25 protein-coding genes are annotated in these 23973 nt (G+C 46.6%); 3 read left to right on the forward strand and 22 right to left on the reverse strand.

The window, feature by feature from the left end; genetic code table 11:
- Positions 1-39 precede the first annotated feature (39 nt).
- The 12 genes from NOM90_RS04910 to NOM90_RS04965 form a co-directional block, all read right to left on the reverse strand.
- The gene (locus NOM90_RS04910; RefSeq protein WP_255940374.1) at positions 40-948 is read right to left on the reverse strand and encodes a response regulator; all 909 of its coding nucleotides are present in this window, start codon (positions 946-948) and stop codon (positions 40-42) included.
- A gap of 4 nt (positions 949-952) precedes the next feature.
- The gene (locus tag NOM90_RS19300) at positions 953-2242 is read right to left on the reverse strand and encodes an ATP-binding protein (protein ID WP_255940375.1); all 1290 of its coding nucleotides are present in this window, start codon (positions 2240-2242) and stop codon (positions 953-955) included.
- A gap of 106 nt (positions 2243-2348) precedes the next feature.
- Positions 2349-2999: an amino acid ABC transporter permease gene (locus NOM90_RS04920; RefSeq protein ID WP_255940377.1), complete on the reverse strand. Its 651-nt coding sequence runs from the start codon at positions 2997-2999 to the stop codon at positions 2349-2351.
- Between the two features lie 44 nt (positions 3000-3043).
- Positions 3044-3697 (reverse strand): amino acid ABC transporter permease, encoded by a 654-nt coding sequence (locus NOM90_RS04925; RefSeq protein WP_255940378.1) that lies wholly within the window; start codon positions 3695-3697, stop codon positions 3044-3046.
- Between the two features lie 28 nt (positions 3698-3725).
- Complete coding sequence (locus NOM90_RS04930) at positions 3726-4574, reverse strand: glutamate ABC transporter substrate-binding protein (protein ID WP_255940380.1); 849 nt, start codon at positions 4572-4574, stop codon at positions 3726-3728.
- Between the two features lie 24 nt (positions 4575-4598).
- On the reverse strand, positions 4599-5327 hold the full coding sequence (locus tag NOM90_RS04935; RefSeq protein ID WP_255940382.1) for an amino acid ABC transporter ATP-binding protein: 729 nt from the start codon (positions 5325-5327) through the stop codon (positions 4599-4601).
- Between the two features lie 225 nt (positions 5328-5552).
- Entirely contained in the window at positions 5553-7703 is a 2151-nt protein-coding gene (locus tag NOM90_RS04940) for an HD domain-containing phosphohydrolase (RefSeq protein ID WP_255940383.1), read from the reverse strand.
- A 51-nt stretch (positions 7704-7754) separates the two neighbouring features.
- Positions 7755-8066, reverse strand: coding sequence for an STAS domain-containing protein (locus NOM90_RS04945; protein ID WP_255940384.1), 312 nt, complete (start codon positions 8064-8066; stop codon positions 7755-7757).
- 37 nt (positions 8067-8103) lie between these two features.
- Entirely contained in the window at positions 8104-10224 is a 2121-nt protein-coding gene (locus tag NOM90_RS04950; protein WP_255940385.1) for a FapA family protein, read from the reverse strand.
- 33 nt (positions 10225-10257) lie between these two features.
- Entirely contained in the window at positions 10258-11391 is a 1134-nt protein-coding gene (locus NOM90_RS04955; RefSeq protein WP_255940386.1) for a PP2C family protein-serine/threonine phosphatase, read from the reverse strand.
- 177 nt (positions 11392-11568) lie between these two features.
- Entirely contained in the window at positions 11569-12111 is a 543-nt protein-coding gene (locus NOM90_RS04960; protein ID WP_255940387.1) for a chromate transporter, read from the reverse strand.
- 13 nt (positions 12112-12124) lie between these two features.
- Positions 12125-12763: a chromate transporter gene (locus NOM90_RS04965; protein WP_255940388.1), complete on the reverse strand. Its 639-nt coding sequence runs from the start codon at positions 12761-12763 to the stop codon at positions 12125-12127.
- 182 nt (positions 12764-12945) lie between these two features.
- Between NOM90_RS04965 and NOM90_RS04970 the strand changes: the two genes are divergently transcribed.
- Positions 12946-14127 carry an ROK family protein gene (locus NOM90_RS04970; RefSeq protein WP_255940389.1) on the forward strand — a complete coding sequence of 394 codons (1182 nt, stop codon included), beginning with the start codon at positions 12946-12948 and terminating at the stop codon, positions 14125-14127.
- Positions 14128-14141: 14 nt separating this feature from the next.
- The gene (locus tag NOM90_RS04975; protein WP_255940390.1) at positions 14142-16706 is read left to right on the forward strand and encodes a beta-L-arabinofuranosidase domain-containing protein; all 2565 of its coding nucleotides are present in this window, start codon (positions 14142-14144) and stop codon (positions 16704-16706) included.
- Between the two features lie 73 nt (positions 16707-16779).
- Here NOM90_RS04975 and NOM90_RS04980 read toward each other — a convergent pair whose 3' ends face one another.
- Positions 16780-17244, reverse strand: a complete 465-nt coding sequence (locus tag NOM90_RS04980) for a hypothetical protein (RefSeq protein WP_255940391.1) — start codon at positions 17242-17244, stop codon at positions 16780-16782.
- A gap of 185 nt (positions 17245-17429) precedes the next feature.
- Between NOM90_RS04980 and NOM90_RS04985 the strand changes: the two genes are divergently transcribed.
- On the forward strand, positions 17430-17624 hold the full coding sequence (locus NOM90_RS04985) for a DUF6199 family natural product biosynthesis protein (protein WP_255940393.1): 195 nt from the start codon (positions 17430-17432) through the stop codon (positions 17622-17624).
- Positions 17625-17734: 110 nt separating this feature from the next.
- On the opposite strand, the gene NOM90_RS04990 is transcribed toward NOM90_RS04985, so the two are convergent.
- The 9 genes from NOM90_RS04990 to NOM90_RS05030 form a co-directional block, all read right to left on the reverse strand.
- Positions 17735-18511, reverse strand: coding sequence for a class I SAM-dependent DNA methyltransferase (locus NOM90_RS04990; RefSeq protein ID WP_255940395.1), 777 nt, complete (start codon positions 18509-18511; stop codon positions 17735-17737).
- A gap of 105 nt (positions 18512-18616) precedes the next feature.
- Entirely contained in the window at positions 18617-19528 is a 912-nt protein-coding gene (locus tag NOM90_RS04995) for a CvfB family protein (protein ID WP_255940396.1), read from the reverse strand.
- Positions 19525-19872, reverse strand: coding sequence for a ribosome silencing factor (gene rsfS, locus NOM90_RS05000; protein WP_255940397.1), 348 nt, complete (start codon positions 19870-19872; stop codon positions 19525-19527). Before rsfS ends, NOM90_RS04995 begins: the two co-directional genes overlap by 4 nt.
- A 3-nt stretch (positions 19873-19875) precedes the next feature.
- Positions 19876-20496 (reverse strand): bis(5'-nucleosyl)-tetraphosphatase (symmetrical) YqeK, encoded by a 621-nt coding sequence (gene yqeK, locus NOM90_RS05005; RefSeq protein WP_255940398.1) that lies wholly within the window; start codon positions 20494-20496, stop codon positions 19876-19878.
- A complete protein-coding gene (locus tag NOM90_RS05010) occupies positions 20486-21070 on the reverse strand; it encodes a nicotinate-nucleotide adenylyltransferase (protein ID WP_255940399.1) in 585 nt (194 codons plus the stop codon). The genes yqeK and NOM90_RS05010 overlap by 11 nt, the downstream gene beginning before the upstream one ends.
- Before the next feature lie 26 nt (positions 21071-21096).
- Complete coding sequence (yhbY, locus tag NOM90_RS05015) at positions 21097-21387, reverse strand: ribosome assembly RNA-binding protein YhbY (protein WP_255940400.1); 291 nt, start codon at positions 21385-21387, stop codon at positions 21097-21099.
- Between the two features lie 53 nt (positions 21388-21440).
- Entirely contained in the window at positions 21441-22280 is an 840-nt protein-coding gene (gene aroE / locus NOM90_RS05020; RefSeq protein WP_255940401.1) for a shikimate dehydrogenase, read from the reverse strand.
- A gap of 22 nt (positions 22281-22302) precedes the next feature.
- Entirely contained in the window at positions 22303-23427 is a 1125-nt protein-coding gene (gene yqeH, locus NOM90_RS05025) for a ribosome biogenesis GTPase YqeH (protein ID WP_255940402.1), read from the reverse strand.
- Positions 23424-23951: a YqeG family HAD IIIA-type phosphatase gene (locus NOM90_RS05030; RefSeq protein WP_370866566.1), complete on the reverse strand. Its 528-nt coding sequence runs from the start codon at positions 23949-23951 to the stop codon at positions 23424-23426. Before NOM90_RS05030 ends, yqeH begins: the two co-directional genes overlap by 4 nt.
- Between the last annotated feature and the right edge of the window lie 22 nt (positions 23952-23973).

Here is a 23973-nt window from a genome sequence, read left to right on the forward strand (position 1 = left end):
TATTGATAAGCAAATAAAAAAGCGGCAGTAAGCTTTCGCTCACCCCGCTTCGAGTCCGTCCAACATCTCCAAATACATCACTTGCAAAAACTTTTTGATACTGACTTTGGTACGGCCTTCGCTTTGTTCTTCGTCGATTTCTTTCATTTTGGCACGCACATCTTCAAAATCGAAATAGAGCGGCGCATAATGTTCGAACTTTGGATTGCCGTAATCGGTTAGCCCTATAGAAGCCATATGACTCAGCGCCACGATAACGGTACGCCGAATCCGCTGCTCGACCGCTTTGATTTCCCGTTCGCTTCCTTGCATTTCTGTACCACGCTGCGCAGCCGCTTCTTCATACAATTGGCGCAGCGGCGGAAAATCACTTTGCTCTCCTCGCTGCACCAAATACTCCATAATTGCGGTAACATCGGTGCAACCCGCTTCGCCAAGAATACCAAGATTCATATAAATCGGACGTAGCACTTCCGCTACGCTTCGTCGTTTGGCAACAGGTGTACCTGAACGCCCTGCGGCTCCAATCTGATCCAATCTCGACAACGACGTTTTGAGTTCGTTCAAATATTGACTCAGCTCTGCATGTTCGCTCACCCGAGACAATACAGATTCGACTTCGATCCGGTTGATTGGCTTACGGATAAAAAATTCAATTCCTGTCCGGTAAGCTTCACCCACCATTTCCCGATCTTCGATCTGCGAAATCATGACGTATTTGCCGCGAAAGCCTTCCGCTTGCAGTTGTTGCAATGTCTCTAACCCATCTTGGTCAGGCATTAACCAATCAATCAAGACGACATCCGCTGATGTTTCGAGCGCAACGCGAACACCTTCTTCTCCACCTTTTGCTGTGCCTACGACCTCGCCTAGTCCACTATGTTCGATAATATTCGTCAGCATGGCACGGACAGCCGGATCATCGTCGATAATACAAAAAGACGCCATGCGTCTATTCCCCCTTTTTTAGCTGATCCGTCGGAAAATTCGCTTCAAATGCTGTACTCCATACTTCGCCTTCCGGTTGAAACCAGCGAATGGCTCCGCCTAATTCATGCACAATATCATGCACGTGCGATAATCCGATCCCTGTCGCCGCGACTCCGCTATCCCCAAATTTCGTTGTAAAACCCGGATCGAAAACATGGTCGCGGTCTTTAATCGAAATGCCTCGTCCGGTATCCGTTACCGTGATCCACGTTCGATCGCCTTCTACGCGAACTTCCAATCCGATCGCTCCAGCCCCTTCAATCGCTTCTACCGCATTCGCAAGCAGATTGTTCAGTAAAGAAAGCAACGGCAAATGTTGCGGCGTAGCATAATCCGTATAGACTCGAACATCAAATACAATTTGCTTATTTAACATTAACGCATATTTTCGATTGCCACGCACCGAATAATGAACGACTTCTTTGAGTGACAACAACACTTTGGACTCTTGATCGAATAACTTGAGCAATCCTGCGGCGATCCGCTGCGAATCTTTTTTGACTTCGTGCATTTCTTGCGTGATTCCGAGTTGCCTTTTGCCAAATTCGTCTAGCCCTTCCCGCTTCAAGTCTGCATATAATCGATAACTATTGCCGGTAACACGTTCAATCGTATCCATCGACTTATGCAGATAAAAGACTTCGCCATACAGGCCGGAACTAATCGCCAACATCTGCTCCATACGTTTGTTTTGTTCTATATTTAAAGCTCGGATCTGACTGACTGCGATACTGCTGTATAGCCCAGTCATAAAAAAACCTCGAACTCCGCCAACCAAAACAATATAACCCCAAGTCGCCAGATTGCTGATATCCGACCCTCCAAGCAACCAACGCGCCAACATCTCAGTCGTATTCGAGCCAATATCGATACATGCACAGATCACGCCAAGCAATAGCAGATTGATTTGGTGAATCCGGCGTTGAACGGTAAGCATGCCGCAAGCAAACACGAGATAATATAGACCGCTCGACGTATGCGTGCGCAGACTTTCCAGCCAATCAAAAGACTGAACCGGAAACAAAAAATCGAGTAAGGTTCGAATACCGATCACTGCCACTGCGGTCCATAATCCGGCTTTGATATAAGACAACCGATTCATCAGCAGCAAAAACAACAAAAACGTACTGCCGCCTAACGCTATTCGAAATAAATCGCCAGGCACCGGATTGATCTTAAACTCTCCAGCCGCTGCTGTACCTAACGCTACCGCGAGCAATTGAATTTTTTCGTTGCGGAAAAAAGCATACACAGCCCGCTGTTCCTCCTCGTCGATCTTTTGCGTGTTTCGCTTAGTGTCTGTCATTTAGCATCTGTCTATTTTATCATACGTAGCCTGATGTGTGGAGCGTTTGCTTTTATACCGTGCGAGCTTCAAGTCTGCGCGACAGCAAAGACAATGTATAGTTGATCACAAAATAGACGACAGCGATCAACAGCAAGATCGGAATCGGATATTGGTGATTTTGCGCCATGACGATCTGCGCGTTGTGCATCAGCTCGGCAAGTGCGACAATCACCGCAAGCGAGGTGTCTTTTAACAATGAAATAAACTGACTGACTAACGGCGGAACCATCCGGCGAAGCCCTTGCGGCAACACGATATGAATTAACGTCTGCAAAACGCCAAGTCCCGATGATCTCGCGGCTTCCGTCTGCCCTTTTGGAATCGAGGTCAAGCCTGCACGCACAATTTCGGAAATCATCGCCGCTTCGAACAACGTTAATGCGGTAATTACGCCAGCGGTAACCGTAAATTTAAACCCGATCTCGGGTAAAGCAAATTGAATAAAGAAAATAATCAGGAGCAGTGGCAAATTACGTAATGTCTCGACGATCACTGCCAGGATTGGCGACAAGATCGGAACTTTCATATACCGAATCGTACCGACAATTGTCCCGAATACAAAGCTCAGCACAATCGATACCGCTGCCACGTACAACGTGATTTTTAATCCTTCTGTCAAAAAGCGCAAATTATCCGGTGAATAAGCTCCTACAAAATCCATTCAGCACCCTCCTTTTGTGTTCCAACGTCTACCGAGATTACTGCTTATGCACTTCGAGCCAATCTTTTTTCCAAAGCCAAAGCAGCAAAACTAAGAGGCAACGTCAGCACTAGATAAAAAGCAGCGGCAAAAATATAAGTACTGAATGTTACATACGTATCGCTACTGATAATATCCGCAAAGTACATCAGATCCAGCCCAGCAACAATAGTTAATACGGATGAGTTTTTGATCAGATTGATAAATTGATTGCTAAGCGGCGGTATAACCAATTTGATCGCTTGCGGCAAAATGACATGTTGCATCGTCTGCATATAGCTCATGCCCGAGGAACGCGCGGCTTCGCTTTGCCCTTGGGGTACAGATTGAATCCCTGCTCGTATCGCTTCGGCAATAAAGGCGGCGGTATATACGGTAAGCCCGAGTGTCCCGGCAGTAAACCCATCTAACCGTACACCTAACGAAGGCAGTCCGAGGAAGAAAAAGAGTACGACGATCAAGATCGGAATATTACGAATAAACTCGACATATACCGCTCCGACTGCCCGCAATACTCGATACTTGCTAATCCGCATGACCGCAATGATCGTACCGAGTATAAAACTACCGATCAAAGCGAATACGCTCGCTTTGATCGTGTTCAGGAAGCCTGCCATATAATCAGGAAAATGTTCGGTCAAAATGGAGAAGTCCAGCATCTTTCAGCACCACCTTTTATCCTTTTGCTTAGTTGGTTACAGGTTCTTTTCCAATCCATTTCTTATAGATTTCGTTGTATTGTCCGTCCGATTTCAGATCAGCAAGCCCTTTGTTGACCGCTTCGACTAATGTCGTTTCGCCTTTTTTGATCGCAATTCCGTAAGGTTCGTCCGAGAATGGCTCACCTACGACTTCGTAATTTGGATCTTGAGCTGCCATACCGTATAAGATCGCATCGTCTGTCGTCAGTGCGTCGCCTTGTCCAGCTTTTAAAGCGTTAAACGCATCTTGGTAGTTGTCGAACTGAAGGACTTTGACGCCCGGTACTTTCGCTTCGATATTGTCGATCGAAGTCGCGCCTTTAGCTGCCATAATCGTTGTATCGGCTGTCACGTCGTCGATACCCGTAATCGAGCTGCCTTTTTTGACAAGTAGCGATTGTCCGGCTTGGAAATAAACGTCCGAGAAATCGACTTCTTTTTTCCGTGCATCCGTAATCGTCATCGTGGCAATGACCATATCAATGTCTCCGTTGTTCAGCATCGGAATACGCGTTTTGGACGTCACTTCTTTCAACTCGACTTTGCTTTCATCGCCCAAGATACTTTTAGCGAGTGCATGTGCCATATCGATATCGAATCCTTCCACATCGCCGCTTGCCGGATCTTTCAAGCCGAATAATTTCGTATCGTATTTTACGCCAACGACCAATGTTCCGCGTTCTTTGATTGCATCCAGTTGCGAAGCGGCTGCATCTGTACTTCCACCCGAAGCCGAAGTTCCTCCACCTGTGGATGTACAAGCACTCAGTAAAGCTGTGACAGAAACAATACCGGCAAGTAGAGCGGAAGACATTTTTTTCGAACGTTTTTTCATAGTAAAAACCCCTTTTAAGTTAGATTAGTGGTTAAGCAATCGACGAAGAAACAATTGCGCCCGTTCTTCGCGAGGCTGTGAGAAAAATTGCTCAGGCGGTGCTTCTTCGACAATTTTGCCTTGATCCATAAATACGACTCGATCGGCAACTTCGCGAGCAAATCCCATTTCATGCGTGACTACGACCATCGTCATGCCTTCTCGCGCCAATGTCTTCATGACGTCCAATACTTCGCCGACCATCTCCGGATCAAGCGCAGATGTCGGTTCATCGAACAACATAATTTGCGGCTTCATCGCTAGCCCTCTGGCAATCGCAACACGTTGTTGCTGTCCTCCCGACAATTGAGACGGGAACGATTGGGCTTTGTCGGCAATGCCGACTTTTTCTAAATAATGTAGAGCGGTCTTCTCTGCTTCGGACTTGGACACACCAAGTGCTTTGATCGGAGCGAGTGTGATATTGTCGATGACTTTTTTGTGCGGATACAGATTAAAATGTTGAAAAACCATTCCGATATTTCGTCTGAGCTTATTAAGGTCGGTTTTGCGATCATCGACCCGTGTTCCATTGACCGTCAATTGCCCCTTGTTCGTTTCTTCCAACCGATTGATGCAGCGCAGCATCGTACTTTTCCCTGAACCGGATGGCCCTAACACAACGACTACTTCTCCCGTTTCTACATGCAGGTTAATATCCGACAAGACTTGAAAATCGCCATAAAATTTGTCAACTTTGTGGAAGGTTATCATCTATATCCTCCTTTTCTGTATGTAATCTAAATTTATTTGTTAGTTTATCTAACATTTTTATTCATCTTAAATAAAACCTACAGAAAACTAGAGTATCCGACGTAAAACCTTTTAAATTCAGGACTATCGTTTAAATTTTAAGTCAAAATATACAAAAAAAGACGAACTAAGAGTCCGTCTTCGGTAAAATAAAGTATATAAACTAACATTTATCTAACATCCGAATTAAGTTACTACTATTTCGGAAAAAAAGTTGGATTCTTGTTTTTCGCTTTCTCCGAACGGATCAAGCAAACCGTCGAATTCCAGTAGTATTTTTGTTCCGCTCGAATTGGTATACAAAAACATCCGATCTGCCGAAGCATACATGACGCCAAATCCCCGACCTAAAGAACGTTTACTGCTGTAACCAGATACGACGAACGTTTTCGGTAATTCATGCAAAGAAATGCCCGAACCTTCGTCACAGATCAAAATTTGCAGAGCATCTTCCTGAGTGAAAATCGAAACTTCTCCGCCCAGCGCATGCTTGAGTAGATTGGTTGCCGCTTCGGATACCGCCAGCTTCACTTGCATAATTCGCTTAGGTTCATGATGAGAAATATAACTTGCCGCCAGATCGCGGCTGCGCGAAATATCGCTTCGTTCGCTGATCACCATACTTTCGCTAAGTTGCCCAAGCCGTGCCAGCAATTCTTGCGGAGTTAAACAAAGCGAGACTTTCCCTTCGGACAAAGCCGACATAATGCCTTGATACGTATGCAACGTCTCACTATTGAGCTTGTCTCGATACCGAATCGCCGGCGTAATATCTGTCAAAGCAATACGAACTTCTCCGTTTTCCGGATAAAAATGAGCTTCGTACGTCCGTTCTTCGCTAGAGATCAGCTCGTAAAAAGAAGTCTGCTCGCTATCGGCACGCTTCGCTAACCGAACAATTGCAGCTTCGAGCGAAGGTTGCTCTAAGCCGTATAATAAGCCGTCCGATGCAAATTTAAGCATCATACTAACGCCGACAAAAGAACCTTGTTCTTCTTCTTCGATGTTGTCAGATTGTGCTTCAGCTGTTAAAAAATAGGTAAGTCTTTTATCGACTTCCGGAACTTCTTCCGGTGTCCATCCATGCTTCTCCAGCTTTTCTCGAACCAATTGAATAAAGCTTAGATCCACCACACTTGCAAATTCCGGATCGCTTTCACGTCCAGATAGTCGCTGAACATACGCATAGACGGCTTCATCATTGCTTTCTTTTTGCAACACATGATCCAGCCGACTCGCCAACGATAATAATCTTGCTTCATACGGGATATTTTTGCCTTTGAGCGCATGAGGGAATCCTTTGCCATCCCAACGTTCATGATGATGACGCACCCATGAAGCGATTCGCTCATCTTGGGTCAACGTCAACATGATTTCCGCTCCTTTTTCACTATGGGAACGGTATTCGTCTTCTTCGGACAATGACAAAGCGCCGCGTTTATTGAATAAATAAGCAGGCAACGTCGATTTTCCGATATCATGCTGAATCGCAACTTGCACAAGCAGCCTTTTTTTCTCCCGAGGATACGCCAATCGATCGGCAAGTTGTTCTGCGATGACGCCGCTTCGAATTCCATGCCCTTCCAGACCTTTGGACAGTCGAGATTCGAACAACACACTGAAACGCTCGAATGTCCGTCGCCATCCAGTAACTTCGCGAACATAGATACGAGAAAAGTATAAAATAAAAAATAGCAATAAACCGGTATAGATCATTTCGTAAAACGTATCGTCTTCCAATATATTTCCGAGAAAATGAGGAATCACGACCACACATAAAAGAATCGGAATAATAGTTTCCTTGAGACGATCCAAAATCCCTAACCACCACGACGTGCCGGTCATCGCTTTTAAAATACCCGAGTCTAGCGGAAGTTTTGCGGCTTTGTATGCCAATGCAGCTAATGCCGCTTGAGCATACAAAGGCATACCGGGAAACCAAGTGATTCCGATCCCTAATACGATAGCCGCGCCGCATGTACTTAGCGTACTGATCGCAAGCCGAATTAACCATCGCAGTGGATCGACGTTTTTGAATCGGAATTCACTTTGCCGGGCTTCGTTCACTACAGCGCTAATAAATACCCCAAGCAGAGCCGTGTACAGACCAAATCCGATGAGTAACGATAAAAATCCGATGATGCTGGCTCCAAATTCCGTCCCGCTAATCAATCGAATCGGAAACAAATCCAGCATCAGCGTCAGAATCAAAATCGGCAAAAGTTCGACCCAAGAAATATGCCCGGCGCCGACAGCAAGAACTGCCCCGTACATAAATCCTGCCAAAGCCAAAAATAGATAAGGCGTCGAATTATTTAGATTAGGTGGTGTGTTCAAGCTTATCGGTTCCTTTCTTGTGAAGTACGATCCTACATCTTTTATTCACACTTATTCAAAAATATCTTCGCCCAGAATATCTCGGATTTGCAATAAGTCGAACACTTCCATCACTTCCGGGCGTACGTTCTGAATGTTCACAAGGCGTCCGCCTTCTCTCAATTCATCCACGGTACGAATAATTAAGCCAATCCCCGAGGAGTCAACAAAATACACTTCGCTAAAGTCTAGACGTACATGCGGATATTCCGATACGACAGGCAAAATGTCTTCTTCTAACACTTCACCGCTTTCGATATCCAGATCGCCTTCAAATACCACGACCGCTTCTTCTTCCGTTTTATCGATCCGATAAGCAAACATCTTATGCCCCCTTTTGAAATAAAAAATAAATGATGATCTAAAACAACAACAGTTCGCCGTTATGATCAAGACGCGCATGAATATTCGATGCCGCTTCGATAAATTGGAACGAGCGACGACCAACTTGAACGACCGTACCTTCCATCACGACTTGTGCACGAACAAAAGCTTTTTCAGGAACTTGTAGTTTGGTCACAATACCGCCCGGCGCTCCTACTTCTTTGAGAATAATTCCTTTAGCCGCAAAATAAACGCCACCTCGAACCGTTCCTTTTGCCTCTAATTCGCCTTGACAATAAATCGCTGCGTTGTAAGCGCCTTTCGCGATACGCACATTGCCGCCGCACGAAACATGGCTATTTTGAACGTATTGAAGTTCCGCGAAAATAGGGCGATCTTCCGGTCCGATTACCGATTCTGCGAGCTGTAAAGTACGGAGCCGGAAAGCATCCAATTCGCGGACGTCTCGTAAGCCGCCTTGCCGAAGATCGAGAAATCCATACTTTAACGTATGTGCGTAACTTTTCCATTCTTCATCAAGCTGCGCTTCGTTTTGCGTCGCCTGTTCGGAAAAACGGGTTAAAGCAACCTGCAAGGTTTTGAATTTACCTCGAAGCAATACGCTGAGCAGTGCCCCAAGCCCTGTTTTTTGAAGATCATTCAGCTTAAACGCAGCAGTCTGACCTAACTGTTCAATAGCAGATTGAAGGGATTGAGTTTGCGACGAAATTTCTAACAGTAGCGGCTCAACTTGATCGAAAAATTCATTTCTTTTGCCTACGCTGACCTGTGTATGAATTAGATTACCTGAAGCGATCAGCGAATATGCGGCTTCCACAGTTGCCGATTCAACCGCACCTCGAATCGCAATACTTCCGGTCGCTTCGACTTTCATCCCGGGATGTACACCGCCTGAAATCTCAACATCTCCGCGAAAACGAATATTGCCGGATTTCATATCGACATCGCCGCGATGCGATAACTTTGGAAGCACCGACAAATGCAATCGAAACCCTTGTTGCTTCACGCGAGGCATGCCTGAACGAATAGCTACCGCTCGTCTACCATCTTCGGTAATCGACACACCTTCGCCTGCCGCCAACTCAATCGAATGTACCGCGATCGGCTGAATCGGTCGATCCATCAGATCGCGTCCCGGACGTCCCGGTTTTGCCGGTAAGGTACGCACCAACACTTGACCTTCGATAGAAGTCGGAAACTCGACGATTTCTCGGTAATCGATCGTTCCGTCTTCTCGGCTTTGCGGGCTCATACGCTTGGTTTCGGTTTCAAAATTAGTCGTAAAAGTACCGTTTGCACCTTGAACAGCCGGTGTACCTTCGGCGATCACGAACACGCCTGGTTGCTGGGATTGACAAGCTTGCCCAATCTCGCTTGGACGAATCCCGTAGACGACGCCAAGTTCTTTCAAAGTATCTACGACTTGAACTTGATCAATCGGCAAAAATCTTCGTTGCTCGGATACCGGAACGACAAGATGCGCTTGCAGCTTAGAATCTTGGAGCGTAAACGTTTTTTCGAACCCGGGTCTAATATGCAGTTTGGCTTTCAAGCAAGCATCGTCGATCTCGATTTTCCAAACCCCTTCTTCTCGGATCGGCTCCGATTCCAGTTCCAATTCATCATCAGGTGCAACCGATATTTTCCCTTCCACCGGCGAACCGTTCCGATATAAGACAGCACCTACTGGAGGCGTTAACAGCGGAAGACGGCTACCTGTCGCTTGAATCCAAAACTTGCCGCCGCGAATACCGATCCCTCCTTGCTCGATCGAAGTTTCTTCTGATGCAACTTTAGTCAAAGCAGCGGAAGACGATGAACTTACAGATTGGCTAGGGCTAGGCGGAATACTAGGCGACGAAACTTGATCGGTTTGGATATTCACGGGTTCACGGAATTCATCAGACTTGATCTCGGCAGACTCTACAGGAATCGATGCTGATTCCGATGAATTTCGCTCTTGCGATAACACGGTGACTTTCACCACAGTGAGACGCGCCCCTAATCCAAGCACACCTTTTCCGCCCGGATCTATCACTTCGATCTGTACCTGTTCCCTGGAGACGGCGAGTAGTTTGAGTGCTTCTTCTACCGCAAGTTCGGCATTTTTGGCTCTCGTAATAATCGATCTTTCCATCAGCATTCTTCCTTTCCTACTGACTTGCCATCCTTAATCGTTTAATTGAATCGATACGATACAGACATCGTCGCTTTTGCCTTGTCCAAATACCGCTAACTTTTCAGTAAACCGATCATTTGGCAAGTATCGAATACGAGAGGCGTAATTTTCCAGGTGTTCGATCCCGGCACTAATCGACTTTCGCGGCGTCTCGACCAAGCCATCGGTATATAATAATATCTTTCCGGAACCTGAGTAGGGACAAATACCGCTACGGCTCGTAATTTTTTTGCGAATGCCTAAAGGCACACCAGTCGTTTCCAAATAATGTGCTTTCTGATTTTCTGAAAAAAATAAACCTGGTGGATGCCCGGCGTTGAAATATCGAATTTGTTGCGCTTTTTGATCAATCAGCAGATAGATTGCGGTCAAATAAATCGATTCGCGGCTTCCGCCGAACAAGTTAAACATTTGCCGATTTAATTCTTGGCATACTTCCGAAGGTTCGGTAATTCGCTTGACCATCCTGTCCAATAACGAGCGCACCGACATACTGATCAAAGCCGAAGATAATCCGTGACCTGCCACGTCGATTAGCATGACGCCGCAGCGATGTTCGTCGATTCGTGTCCAATAAAACATATCGCCGGATACTTCATCCGATTGGATATATTGCGCATGAATTTCGATCTTCGGTTCTAGCATCGGTGAGGGAAGTACGGTTTTTTGTACTTTTTTGGCAAGTTGTAATTCTTTGAGCAATCCGATTTCTCGGCTTTTTCGAATATCGGTTTCTTTTTTGAAACGAATCGCCGATTGTACGCGTGTAAGCAGTTCGTAATCCGGCGCTCCTTTTTCGACAAAGTCTATTCCGCCCGCGCCGAACGCTTCTTTGAAATGCCTTCGGTCGCTGGTTAGAAAAATAATCGGTAAGTCCATATAAGGCGGACAAGCTTTGATTAGACCGCAAGCTTCGATCCCATCCATATCCGGCATGACGATATCCAGCAAAATCAGATCGAAAGCTGCTGCTTTACGCGGAATACGTCCACCTGTCATGCCTAGCCGCTCCAAAGCCTGTTCTGCCGAAGAAGCGGTCTCAATAGCTGAGTAACCGGCTTCGGACAACACCTGCTTGAAATACGCGAGATTCATCATCGAATCGTCGACAATCAGTATGCTCATGGCGTTTCTCCTCCAGCGCGGCACAAAATCGTAATGACTCCACTTTTTTGTTAAAATGAGCCAAGGTTAAATCGGGTTATCTATATCATCGACCGTAATCGCCAAATTGTTGAGGGTATGGAATTTGTTCATCTATAAAAGACAAAACTCCGTTTCCTATAGAGGAAACGGAGTTTTTTAGAATATGACGATTCCGGCTACCGCGGATAGTCCTAAGACCATCAAAGGATGCCATTTGTATTTAAGCAGAGCGAATAGTCCGCCGCCTACAATCAAGACCATGCCCAATGTCTGTCCGTTGAGCCATTCGCCTGAGCTCAATTGTTCGTCGAATCCGAATCGGATCGCGGCATAGAGAATCAATGCGGTGACTACAGGGCGCAATCCGTAAAAAGCGGAACGAACGCTTAAGCGATCTTGCAATCGCACGAAAAAAGCGGCGAACAAAATAACCAAAATCAAAGAAGGTAAAACCATACCGACCGTCGCAACGATCGCGCCGGCGATTCCGGCTTGTTGATATCCGATCAAAGTCGCACTATTCGTCGCAATCGATCCTGGCGCCATACTCGACAATACGCCGATATCCCGGAATTGACCGGTTCCGATCCATCCCATTGCGGTTGCTTCTCGTTGAATCGAACTCATGACCGCATAACCGCCTCCGAACGCCAGACAGCCAATTCGGAAAAACACGATAAAAAGATTCCATAATACCACGTTTTATTCACCTTCAAATATAATATTCCGGCAACATTGCTTCTTGCGACACTTCTGACTTCGGTTCGGTACGCACTTCCAGTTGGTTGACATGACGAATAAGAATGACGGTAATTCCGATGATCGGCGCTCCGATAATCAGCCAAATGGAACTCCAATTCGTAAATAACAAAATACCGAGTGCAATTGCTGCGATGCCAATCGTCAACGCATCAAATAAAGACGCTTTTGCCATTTTCCATGCCGCAACCAGAATCAACGCGATTACAGCTGCATGAATTCCTTTAAGCGCTGCTTGGACTTTGGCATAGTCTTTGAACAACGAATACGTAAGACTCAGCAGCAGCACGATTGCAAGTGTAGGAAGTGTAATGCCAAGTACGGCTGCGATCGCTCCAAGCACTCCGCCCATCCGGTAGCCGACAAAAGCCGCCGAGTTTACAGCTACACCGCCTGGTGCAGAACCGGCTACCGACACCATATCGCTCATCTCATCTGCGTTCATCCACTTTTTGCGCTCAACGACTTCTTTTTCGATCGTCGCGATCATGGCATATCCACCACCGAACGTGGAAGGCCCTATTTTGAGAAATGTCATAAATATCGCGAGCAACATCCGTAAAGGTTGTTCTCGGGTTAACATCTTATTCATTTGATTCACTCTTTTCTACAAACCTCTTTCTGAAGCTCTCTATAAAGGAGTCCACAATCTTTTCATTATACCACATCTTTTCAAACTGATATTAAGTCTACGTATTATTTCTACATGATTCGAGTTTTAAATCAAAAAGCTCTATAATGAAACTATTAAAATTCGGAAATGGAGAACTACTTATGATTGCTCGTCCTCAAGCTTCAATACGTAAACAGGTTTACCAGCGCATTCTTGAACTCGGCACTGTATCGAAAGCCGATCTGATGCAAGAATTCCCGTTAACCAGTAGTAGCATGACCCGTTTACTTGATGATCTGGTGGCTCAACATATCATTCAAATCTCCGGGCTTGGCAGTTCTACCGGCGGAAGAAAACCGATCTTGTTTCAAACCAATCCGACTTACCGCTATTTGCTTGGTCTTGAAATCTCACGGATCTATTCGACGCTTGCACTCTATGATATGCAGTTGAATTTGATCACTTCGACTCGTTGGCATATGGATGCTCAAATGACGCCGCAACATTTCGTTGAGCGTGTCGGCGTCGAAACGCAGCGATTTTTGGACAATTACTCGTTACAATCGGATTCGCTTTTGGGAATTGGAATAGGCGCTGTAGGCCCACTGAACCGCGAAGCCGGCTTGATTACGCAACCTGAATTTTTCAAAGCCGAAGGTTGGGACGAAGTGCCGATCTGCGAATTGTTAAAACAAAAATTGAATATCCCCGCTGTATTGGACAATGGTTCGAATACCGCTTTGCTTGGCGAAAACTGGGCACTACGCGGTCAAAATGTTCAGCATCTACTTTATGTACATACCGGTGTCGGACTGCGTGCAGCGATGATGTCCGAAGGGCGTCTGATTCGCGGAGCCGCCGATGCGGAGATCGGTCAGATGATTATCGCAAAAGGCGGGACTAACTTTGAAGATCACGGCAATCATGGAGCTTGGGAAACGTTCGTATCGGTACGGGCATTGCAGCAACGAGTTCGCGATCTATTGAAAAAAGGTCATGCCAGTCTTCTTCAACACAAACAACCGGAAGATCTGACTTTTGCGGACTTGACCGAAGCACTGCATCAAGGCGATGCGCTCGTCAACGAACAATTTATTGAAGCCGCTGCTTATTTGGGATTAGGGCTTGCTAATTTGATTCATGTGTTGCATCCTGACAATATCGTATTGGGAGGTCCACTGATCGAAGCGCATCCCCTTGTTTTGGAAACTGCGATATTCACGGCGATGCAAAATATTAATACCGGACGCTCTTATACGCCGACTTTTTCTGTAGCTAAACTTGGCGAACACGCCGTTGCTGCGGGCGCTGCTTTGATGCTTTTACAAGAATGGAACGTATAGACGGGAGAATGAATATGCCGATTCAATCGCGATTTAACGACTATCCACTGGATCACGTACGTATCGATGACGCTTACTTACAGCAAGCTTTTGACCAAGAAGTACGTTATTTGAAAAGGTATCAAAATGATCGGTTGTTAGCGGAATTCCGGAATACCAAAGGATTGATTCCTCTTGCTGAAAGTTATCCGGGTTGGGAAAATACCGAAATTCGAGGGCATACTCTAGGGCATTATCTCAAAGCAGCGGCTCAAGCTTATCACGTATCGCATGATGCTGAATTGTTGGAAAGGCTAAACGACTTGATCGACGAACTTGCATTATGTCAGTTAGAGAGCGGATATTTATCCGCTTTTCCGCAGGAGTTATTTGATCGGATCGAACAGCGTCAACCGGCTTGGGTGCCGTGGTATACGATGCACAAGATTGTTGCCGGCTTAGTTGCAGTATTTGAGCATACCGGAAATTTGAAAGCGCTACATATTTGTGAAAAGCTTGGAGATTGGATTGCGGATCGGACTGCAAGCTGGACACCGGAAGTTAGGCAGATTGTATTGTCGGTCGAATATGGCGGAATGAACGATTGTTTATACGATTTGTACAGACATACAGGAAAACCAAGCCATCTGGATGCCGCTCATGCTTTTGACGAATTAAGTTTGTTTGAGCCGGTTGCCGCAGGGCAAGATGTGTTAAAAGGCAAACATGCCAATACGACGATTCCTAAATTTATCGGAGCGCTAAACCGTTACCGGATCTTGGGCGAAAACGAATCTTTTTATCTGAAAGCCGCAGAACAGTTTTGGACGATGGTCGTGGAGCACCATAGCTATATTACAGGCGGCAATAGCGAATGGGAACATTTCGGAGAACCGGACGAGCTGGATTGCGAACGCTCTAACTTCACAGCCGAGACTTGCAACACTTACAATATGCTCAAGCTGTCACGCGAATTATTCAAGCTAAGCGGCGATATGAAATACGCTCATTTCTATGAAAATACGTTTTTGAATGCGATTGTTTCTTCGCAACATCCAGACACCGGCATGACGATGTATTTTCAACCGATGGCGACAGGCTATTTTAAAGTCTATAGTTCGCCGTTCGAACATTTCTGGTGCTGCACCGGTACGGGCATGGAAAGCTTCAGCAAGCTAAACGACAGCTTGTATTTCCAAAGTGAAGACGGCATTGCGGTCTTGCAATATTTTTCTTCGGAACTAGACGCCCCTTCTTTCGGGCTAAAGCTCAAGCAGCGCGCTGCTTTGCCGGAGTCCGATACGGTGTCTTTCACCGTATCGACTACAGCGAAGCAGCAAAATCAAGTTACGCTGCGCTTGCGTTTGCCGGATTGGCTGCACGGCGAAGCTTCGCTCACGCTGGGCGGCGAAAGTGTGCCGATCGAAGCCATTGACGGCTTCGCCGTGATTCGCCGCCTTTGGGCAGACGGCGACCGGATCCAGCTTCGCTTGCCGATGACGCTGCGCGCGATCGGGCTGCCGGACGCGCCGCATACGGTCGCTTTCCGTTATGGGCCTGCTGTGCTCAGCGCAGGGCTGGGCACCGCGGACATGACCGAGTCCGCGACCGGCGTAGCCGTGAGTGTCCCGACGAGAAGCATGCTCGTCAAAGACTTTATTACCGTAGAAGGCAGCCCCGAAGATTGGCTGGCTTCCCTGCCTTCGCGCTGGATCAAGCGCGAAGATGCCCTTGAATTTGTTCTTCAAGGAACCGATGAAGATCATCGGTTGGTCTTTACGCCGCATTATAAGCGGCATGACGAACGCTACGGGATCTACTGGCGAATCGTCAAAGCCGATTCGCGGGAGCTTCAGGCGCACATTTGCGAAAGCAAGCGAAAAGGACGCGTCGAAGACGCTACGATCGACAGCTTGCCGGTCGGCAACGACCAATACGAGCTGGAGCATCGGATTCAAGGCGACCAGACATTCGTAGATGTCTGGGACGGCAGTACGACCCGCCGCGCCGAGAACGGCGGATACTTTGGCTATACGCTCAGCACACGTGCTGGCGAAGATCACGTACTGGAAGTGACATATTTCTCCGGTCATCGCGGAGATCGACCGATTACAGTAAAGGTCAACGATGTGATCATCGCTGACGGTATTCCATCATCGACGGTTGAAGGTGAACGAGGTTTCCATCACCATCATTATTTGCTACCGGCAGATCTGATCGGTAACCAAGAGACACTGGATGTGAGATTTGAAGTTAACGGAGAAGAAACCGGCATATTCGATATTTTGAGAATCATGCGACCTTTCGGTACGGACGCTTCGCTGAATTTGTTGGAATTTGATACCGGCATATTAGAGCCGTCTTTTGATCCTGCAATCACGGATTACACTCTTACTGTTCCAGCGCATACCAACACTGTGTTTTTACAAGCTTCGCTACGATCCAAAAACGGATTGCTCGTAGTGAACGACATTTTGGTTGAAGAATCGATCCGTCGTCCAGTTTTTGTAGAAGACAACATGACTTCGCTGACGTTAACTACGTTCGCTGAAGATCATCAGACGTCGAAGACGTATACGGTTCAGATTATCAAAAATTAATACCTGCTTCTTAAAAAGACGACTCACTTCCCTAAGGAAATGAGTCGTCTTTTTGTAATATCGTTTAAATCTTTTACGAACCCGTAACTCTTTGTATTTTCGACGGAGTACCATCAGTTGGAGCTTTCGAAGGCGCAGCGATCTGTTGTTGAGCTTGCTCAATCGCTTGATGAGCAGCTTTGTATTCCTCTATAAGTTGCTGTTTCGCTGCATCCGATTGCGAAGAAGAAGCTTTTTTCGCTTCGGCTTCTTGAATTTTTTTAGTCGCTTCTTCGATTTTTGCTTGCTTTTCTTTCATTTCAGCCTTTATCGCTTCTTGGCTGATCTTGATCTTGGCTTTTTCATTTCCAGTTGAGGCTTCTTTCGTACTTACAGCGAGTTGAGCCAAAATCAGTTGAATATCGACACTTGATGTTGGCGCACCCAATGAGAGTTTGCCTACATCTGTAGGCAACGAAGCCGCTGAAGCCGAAAACGGAGCAATCGCACTTACGAGCAGCGCTGCCGAGAATAAGCCTGCCATCGATCTTTTTTTCATTATTTTTCCCCTGTCTTTTATAAATTTGCAATGCTGGATTGCTGCTTTATTATAGTGGGGTAATAGCGGTTCGTCTATTGAAATATCAGCCAAAAAAATTCGTTCAAAACAATGATTTTGGGTAAAGAGTAAAGATACGCAAGGTCAAAACTTCTTTATTTATCCGAAAGGAGCTGTGATAGATCGTGTTTCTGTTTTTTCTGATTTTGGTTGCGATCGGAGCTGTCAATGTGTTGACTCCGCAATGGGTCTGGCGGATACGGCAGGTGATCCCCAAATCCGAAACGTCGGAACCGAATCCTTCTTTTATGGTATGGAGTCAGTTAGCAGGAATGATCGCTTTAATCGGGGCGGTGTTGATTTTGTCACAAGGTTTGTAACATGAATATTTATATGCACAAAGGTTGGGGATCGACGGGAGAAATAAGACTAGCTTCTTTAACAAATTTCTCCCGTTGCCCAAGCTCAAACGACTTTTGATCAGAGAATATTATTTCACCGCTACAAAAAACACACGTTCCGTCTCTTCGTCTGCTTTTTCCCATCCAAAATCCGCATAATATTCTGCACTTGAAAATCCTGCATCCAGCAGCGCCTGTTGCAACCATGTCATTTCATAAGCACGTTCTACATGAATTTCGTCAAAACGATCATATAGCTCTGCCGACGACGAATCTTCTTCGCGACGCACAAATATCCGCAAATGATGCTCGATTTCGATCCGCTCTTCGTCTAACCCACAAGTCCAAATATAAGACACTTGATCTTCATCCAAGACAAAAGGCTGTTCTTCTTCATATCGACGAAGCGTATTTGGATGATGAACATCAAATAAAAAGGTGCCTCCCGGCTTTAAACCCTCATACGTTCTACGGAATGTATCTTCGATCTGCTGAGGCTCCGTCAAATAATTCAGGCAATCGCAAAAAGAAATGACCGAGTCTACCGGTTCCGGCGTTACCCACTCGGTCATATCTTGACAAGCAAAACGAAGACTGCCGGTACGCAGTAACCCTTGAAGCATAGGACGCTCACTGGCTTTATGATGCGCAACGGCGAGCATATCTTCCGACAAGTCGATTCCCGTCATATGATAACCTTGCTCGGCAAGCAGGGTCGTAAGCGTCCCCGTGCCGCAACCCAATTCTACAACCTCGCTAGGGTTGCCGTGCTTTTCCCAGGCATCGAGTGCAAACCGTTGCCACTTGCTATACGGCATATCCTGCATCAATTCATCGTAAATATAAGCAAATTTCCCATAAGACATCTGATACAAAACTCCTTTCTGTACATCTTCATCTTTCCATAAAAAAACGGCTCTTTCCTGTCCGGGAAACGAGCCGTAGATTTGAAGATCAACTATAAAAAACGATTATTCCGCGTCTGGCGCCGTTTCTTCTGTAGCTTTCAGACGTGTCCAGTTCTCGTCTTGTTCGATCATCCCTTGTTTCATCAGACGTCCAAGCGCGCGCTTGAATGCAGACTTACTGATTCCGAAACGAAGTTTAATAATATCCGGCGCTGTTTGATCGGAATAAGGCATCGCTCCGCCTTCGCGGCTACGCATATAAGCCAAAATTTTCTCTGCATCTTCATCCATGCCGATTTCTTTCGGCTGCGCCATCGACAGGTTCACGCGTCCGTCTTCTTCGCGAACGCGGACAACGCGAACATCGACAACTTCACCAAGACGAAGAGGACGCGGACGTTCGGAAGAATGGATCAATCCGATTGCGCCAAAGCCCAATACGCCACCTTCGATAATGACGAAAGTACCCATTTGAAGCGGGCGATAGACCGTCGCTTTCATCCATTGGTTTTTCCAAGATTCCGGCGCGTTAAAACAAAGCGGAGACAATTCTTCTTCCCCGGATGTACGGGCAAGCAGACGACCTTGTTTATCGCGATCCATACGGACGTAAATACGATCGCCCACTTCCGGTTGAAGCTCCGGCAATTCAGGCAATTCGCGCTTAGGCAGCAACAATTGACGACCGAGTCCCATTTCAAGGAAACATCCAAGACGCGGATGAATATCTGCAACTTCCAAAACGCCGATCTCTCCGAACGTCAACAAAGGCTTTTTCATCGTCGCGATCAATCGATCTTCCGAATCATGATGAATAAACACTTCGGTTTCTTGACCGTTACGGAATTTCATATTGCCTGTACGTTCCGTGTACGGAAGCAAGACTTCTTCTTCACCGTCCGTCATAAAAAAGCCGTGCGGCGATACTTCGCGAGCGACTTTTAACTTAACGATTGTGCCGGCTTCGAGACTCATACGGTTTCCACCACTTTCGCGTCTGACCAGACGCGCTCGATATTGTAATATTCACGCTCGTCGCGATGGAAAATATGCACGATTACGTCTCCAAGATCCATCAGCACCCAACGTGCCGAGTCCATCCCTTCGATTCCGCGGATTGTACCTCCCGCATCCAGTACACTTTTGCGAACTTCGCTCGCAATCGCTTGCACTTGCGTATCGGAATTACCATGGCAAATGACGAAATAATCCGCAACTAGCGAAATACCTGTCAGATCCAGCGCGACGACGTTCATCGCTTTTTTATCTGCTGCCGCTTCTGTTGCAAGGCGAAGCAATTGTTCAGGTTGTACACTCATTCGTTATCCTCCCTTATTTTCGGACATTGGCTTTGCATGCGAAGCTTGCTCACGCTGAGTTAGCTGGCGAAGCAGATCATTTCGAGCCAATACCGTTGTCGGAAATATTTGTTGATTGCGTTCGACCAATATTCGTAACGTCGAATCAAATCCGGCAATCAATCCTTCTTCAAGACTTAATTTCGCTTTTTCGCGGATCAAATCAACCCCCGGAAAATCACGTCCCGGTTCGATATAGTCGGCAAGACATACGATTTTATCAAGCAACGTCATGTTCTCGCGCCCTGATGTATGATACCGAATCGCATCGATCACTTCGCGATCTTCAATGCCGTATTCATATTCCGCGACATAAGCCCCGACTTCCGAATGCCACATAGGCGCATCGTAATTGAGCAGATCCACATTCAATTGATTTTCCGCGATGACCGAGGCTTGACGCTGTACCGGCCAATACTTGGCGACATCGTGAATAATTGCGGCAAGCTCGGCGCGAACCGGATCTGCGCCATAACGTTGGGCAAGTTCTATCGCCGATTGCATCACGCCAAGCGTATGACGCCAGCGTTTTTCCGGCATCTGCGACGATACATGTTTGATTAGTGCTTCGCGATCAAATTCCATGATGACCGCTCCTTTGTAAATATTCATAGACCGAATCCGGAACCAAATAACGAGCCGAAGTTCCGTTACGCAGTCGCTCCCGAATCTCAGTCGAAGAAATCTGAAGTTGCGGCATATCGACATCGTCGATCGCACTTGCCACGTCTTCTGGAAGTTGCGATTTGTCCAGCTTGTATCCTGCTCGACCTACCGCAGCAAAACGTGTCATTTTCGCCAATTCTTCGATTCGTTCCCATTTCGGCAAATAGTTCACCATATCGGTGCCTATAATAAAATGAAACGAATGTTCACGATATTGATTCGTCAAAATCTCCATCGTATCTGCACTGTAGGAGACTCCGCCTCGGCGCAATTCGATATCGAGTGTCCGAAAAGCCGGTTGCGATTGAATCGCTAATTCGACCATCTGCAATCTTTCGTCGCCAGAAAATCCGGCTTCCGCTTTGTGCGGAGGAATATGAGACGGCATAAACCAGATCTCGTCCAGACGAAGCACCTCTCGCACGGTTTCGGCAGCAACCAGATGACCGATATGAATCGGATCGAATGTACCGCCCATAATTCCGATTTTCAAAACCGTTCACTCCTCCGCTACCTTCATTACGGCAATTCGATTTGCTTGTTCTCTTTCGATTCTTTATACAAAATGATGGTACGCCCAATCACTTGTACCAATTCAGCTTCTGCGTCTTCTGCCAATTGCGCACCTAATACTTTAGGTTCTTCCGCGCAGTTGTTCAAAACCGAAATTTTCATTAACTCGCGAACTTCAATCGCTTCGTTGATATGGCGAACCAACTGATCGTTGAGTCCCCCTTTGCCAATTTGAAAAATAGCATCAAGATGATGCGCTTGCGAACGCAAAAAGCGTTTTTGTTTGCCTGTAAGCATAGATGAATAGACTCCTCTTTTTGTTTATTTAACCATTCGTACACGATGTACGATCAAAGCTTCATATCGGCAAGTACAGCGTTTCGCATCACTTCAATCGGAGCGGAGACACCTGTCCAATATTCGAACGCGTAAGCGCCTTGATAGACAAACATGCCAAGCCCGCCGTGTGCGACGCAACCTTTTGCTTTTGCAGACTGTAATAACCGAGTTTCTAGGGGATTATAGATCAGATCGCTCACGATCTCTGTTCCTTTTAGCCACTCTATATCTAATGGAATACTGTCCGTATGCGGGTGCATTCCAATCGATGTCGTATTGATCACAAGATCGGCATCTTGAATAGCTGTTTTGGCTTCGGTCATAGGCAGCGCCGAAATTTCGGCAAGATCGCTCCATTCCCGAGCCAAAGCTTCGGCACGTTCGACCGTCCGATTCAGTAGCGTAATACGCTGCGGTTGCTCCGCAGCCAGCGCGTAAATGATACCGCGAGCGGCACCGCCCGCTCCAAGCACGACGATTCGGCGACCTTGAAGTTCGCCCGCCGCTTCTTCTTTGAGCGATCGTACATAACCGATTCCGTCTGTATTTCTACCGATCAGACGCCCGGCATCATTAATGATCGTGTTCACTGCGCCTATCCGGCGAGCTTCTTCGCTCAGCTCATCCAAATACGGCATCACATGTTCTTTGTGAGGAATCGTTACGTTAATGCCGCGATACCCTTCTTCGCGCATCTTGGAGATCATCTCTTCAAGATCATGCGGCTTCACATGGAGCGCTGTATAATCGCCTGCGATTCCTCGCTCGCGTAGAGCCGCATTATGCATAATAGGCGATTTCGAATGGGCAATCGGATCTCCGATCACCCCGAGTTTCAACGGTTCATTCAACGTACTTCCTCCTCTATCCCGATTAAATCAGCGAATCTCGCATAATGACTTTGACGCCTTTAGGCGCATGGATCGCAACTTTCGCTCCATTTTCGCCGTTCGCTTTCACCCAGCCCAGACCTGAGATAAACAAGTCTTGAGCGCCGCCTTTAGGAATACGGAACTCATGCCTTGTCCATTCCGGCATTTTTTCCGCTTCTTCACGCGAAGGTGGAGTGAGCAGTTCTCCGATATGATCGGTATACAATTCATCCGCACGTTCTAACTTTGTGCGATGTAGATTTAATGCTCCGCTTGTATAGAACGTAAACGATTGACGCTCACCTTCGATAAAGTCGAATCGAGCCAGACCGCCGATAAACAAAGTCTGACCTGCATTCAATTGATACACAGCAGGTTTGAGCGGTTTTTCCGGCATCACTTTAACCAGATCGCCTGGCGTCACAAGTTCTGTATAACGGGACGGATAGACAATCCCCGGCGTATCCACGATAAAATGTCCATCGTCCAACGGAATATTCACCATATCCAGTGTCGTTCCCGGATAACGCGAAGTCGTCAATTCTTCTTCCAGATCGCTATAATCGGTAATCAGACGATTGATCAACGTCGATTTGCCTACATTCGTTGCGCCTACGACATAGACGTCACGGTCACCGCGACGATCTGCGACTTCTTGTAGCAGTCGGTCAAAGCCCAAGTTCTTTTTAGCGCTGCAAAGCACGATTTCTTCGGTCTTGAGACCAAGTTCTTTGGCTTGCTTTTGTACCCAGTTACGCAATTTGTTCCAATTCGTTACTTTTGGCAATAAGTCGATTTTGTTGACCGCGAGAATAACCGGATTGCTGCCAACAAAGCGTTGCAGTCCGGTAATTACGCTGCCTTGAAAATCAAACAAATCTACGATGTGAATAACCAAAGCTTTGCGTTCACCGATTTGACCGAGCATACGCAAAAATTCGTCTTGGTTCATCGCCACAGAAGCCACTTCATTATAGTTTTTAATACGGAAGCAACGACGGCAAATTTGCGCGCCGTCGTCTTTTAGTTTAGGAATATAACCGACTCCTGCCGGGTCTTCCGTTTGAAGCGGCGCTCCGCATCCGCTACAGCGAAGAACTGCGGAGCCTTCAAGTCTTTCTGTCATTTCTTTTTATCCTCCTCAAGCCATTTGCCCATTTTGCGTAAACGCCCAATTGCGACTTTTTCCACTCTACGATTGAATCGTGTACGCCAACCTTCGTCGCCGATCTCGATCGGCAGCACCAGTACGGTATACAAGCCTAATCGATTTCCTCCGAGCACATCGGTAAGCAGTTGATCGCCGACAACGATCGTCTGCTCTTCGCTCAGTTGCATCAATTTCATCGCTTTACGGAACGGTGCATGAGACGGCTTACGCGCCGCATATACAAATCGTAGATCGAGCGGCGTCGCAAATACAGACACACGGTTCATATTATTGTTGGATACGATCACGAGCTGAAATCCGATTTCTTTCACTTTCGCAAACCACGCGATCAGTTCAGGAGTCGCATTTGGCGCTTTCGCTCCAACTAACGTATTATCCAGATCGGTTACGATACCTCGGTAACCTCGGTTATACAAGTCTTCTAAATCAATATCGAATACGGTATTCACTTGAAGTTTTGGTAACATCGCTTCGAACAAGTTAGGGTCACCTCGTTGATCT

This window comes from Saccharibacillus sp. JS10 (assembly GCF_024436065.1).
GTDB lineage: Bacteria > Bacillota > Bacilli > Paenibacillales > Paenibacillaceae > Saccharibacillus.

Excerpts from the sequence above, each read along its gene's own strand:
- NOM90_RS04910 (WP_255940374.1), bottom strand. The coding sequence starts at position 948 with ATGGCGTCTTTTTGTATTATCGACGATGATCCGGCTGTCCGTGCCATG.
- NOM90_RS04920 (WP_255940377.1), bottom strand. The coding sequence starts at position 2,999 with ATGGATTTTGTAGGAGCTTATTCACCGGATAATTTGCGCTTTTTGACA.
- NOM90_RS04925 (WP_255940378.1), bottom strand. The coding sequence starts at position 3,697 with ATGCTGGACTTCTCCATTTTGACCGAACATTTTCCTGATTATATGGCA.
- NOM90_RS04930 (WP_255940380.1), bottom strand. The coding sequence starts at position 4,574 with ATGAAAAAACGTTCGAAAAAAATGTCTTCCGCTCTACTTGCCGGTATT.
- NOM90_RS04935 (WP_255940382.1), bottom strand. The coding sequence starts at position 5,327 with ATGATAACCTTCCACAAAGTTGACAAATTTTATGGCGATTTTCAAGTC.
- NOM90_RS04945 (WP_255940384.1), bottom strand. The coding sequence starts at position 8,066 with ATGTTTGCTTATCGGATCGATAAAACGGAAGAAGAAGCGGTCGTGGTA.
- NOM90_RS04950 (WP_255940385.1), bottom strand. The coding sequence starts at position 10,224 with ATGGAAAGATCGATTATTACGAGAGCCAAAAATGCCGAACTTGCGGTA.
- NOM90_RS04955 (WP_255940386.1), bottom strand. The coding sequence starts at position 11,391 with ATGAGCATACTGATTGTCGACGATTCGATGATGAATCTCGCGTATTTC.
- NOM90_RS04965 (WP_255940388.1), bottom strand. The coding sequence starts at position 12,763 with ATGAATAAGATGTTAACCCGAGAACAACCTTTACGGATGTTGCTCGCG.
- NOM90_RS04970 (WP_255940389.1), top strand. The coding sequence starts at position 12,946 with ATGATTGCTCGTCCTCAAGCTTCAATACGTAAACAGGTTTACCAGCGC.
- NOM90_RS04975 (WP_255940390.1), top strand. The coding sequence starts at position 14,142 with ATGCCGATTCAATCGCGATTTAACGACTATCCACTGGATCACGTACGT.
- NOM90_RS04980 (WP_255940391.1), bottom strand. The coding sequence starts at position 17,244 with ATGAAAAAAAGATCGATGGCAGGCTTATTCTCGGCAGCGCTGCTCGTA.
- NOM90_RS04990 (WP_255940395.1), bottom strand. The coding sequence starts at position 18,511 with ATGTCTTATGGGAAATTTGCTTATATTTACGATGAATTGATGCAGGAT.
- NOM90_RS04995 (WP_255940396.1), bottom strand. The coding sequence starts at position 19,528 with ATGAGTCTCGAAGCCGGCACAATCGTTAAGTTAAAAGTCGCTCGCGAA.
- rsfS (WP_255940397.1), bottom strand. The coding sequence starts at position 19,872 with ATGAGTGTACAACCTGAACAATTGCTTCGCCTTGCAACAGAAGCGGCA.
- yqeK (WP_255940398.1), bottom strand. The coding sequence starts at position 20,496 with ATGGAATTTGATCGCGAAGCACTAATCAAACATGTATCGTCGCAGATG.
- yhbY (WP_255940400.1), bottom strand. The coding sequence starts at position 21,387 with ATGCTTACAGGCAAACAAAAACGCTTTTTGCGTTCGCAAGCGCATCAT.
- yqeH (WP_255940402.1), bottom strand. The coding sequence starts at position 23,427 with ATGACAGAAAGACTTGAAGGCTCCGCAGTTCTTCGCTGTAGCGGATGC.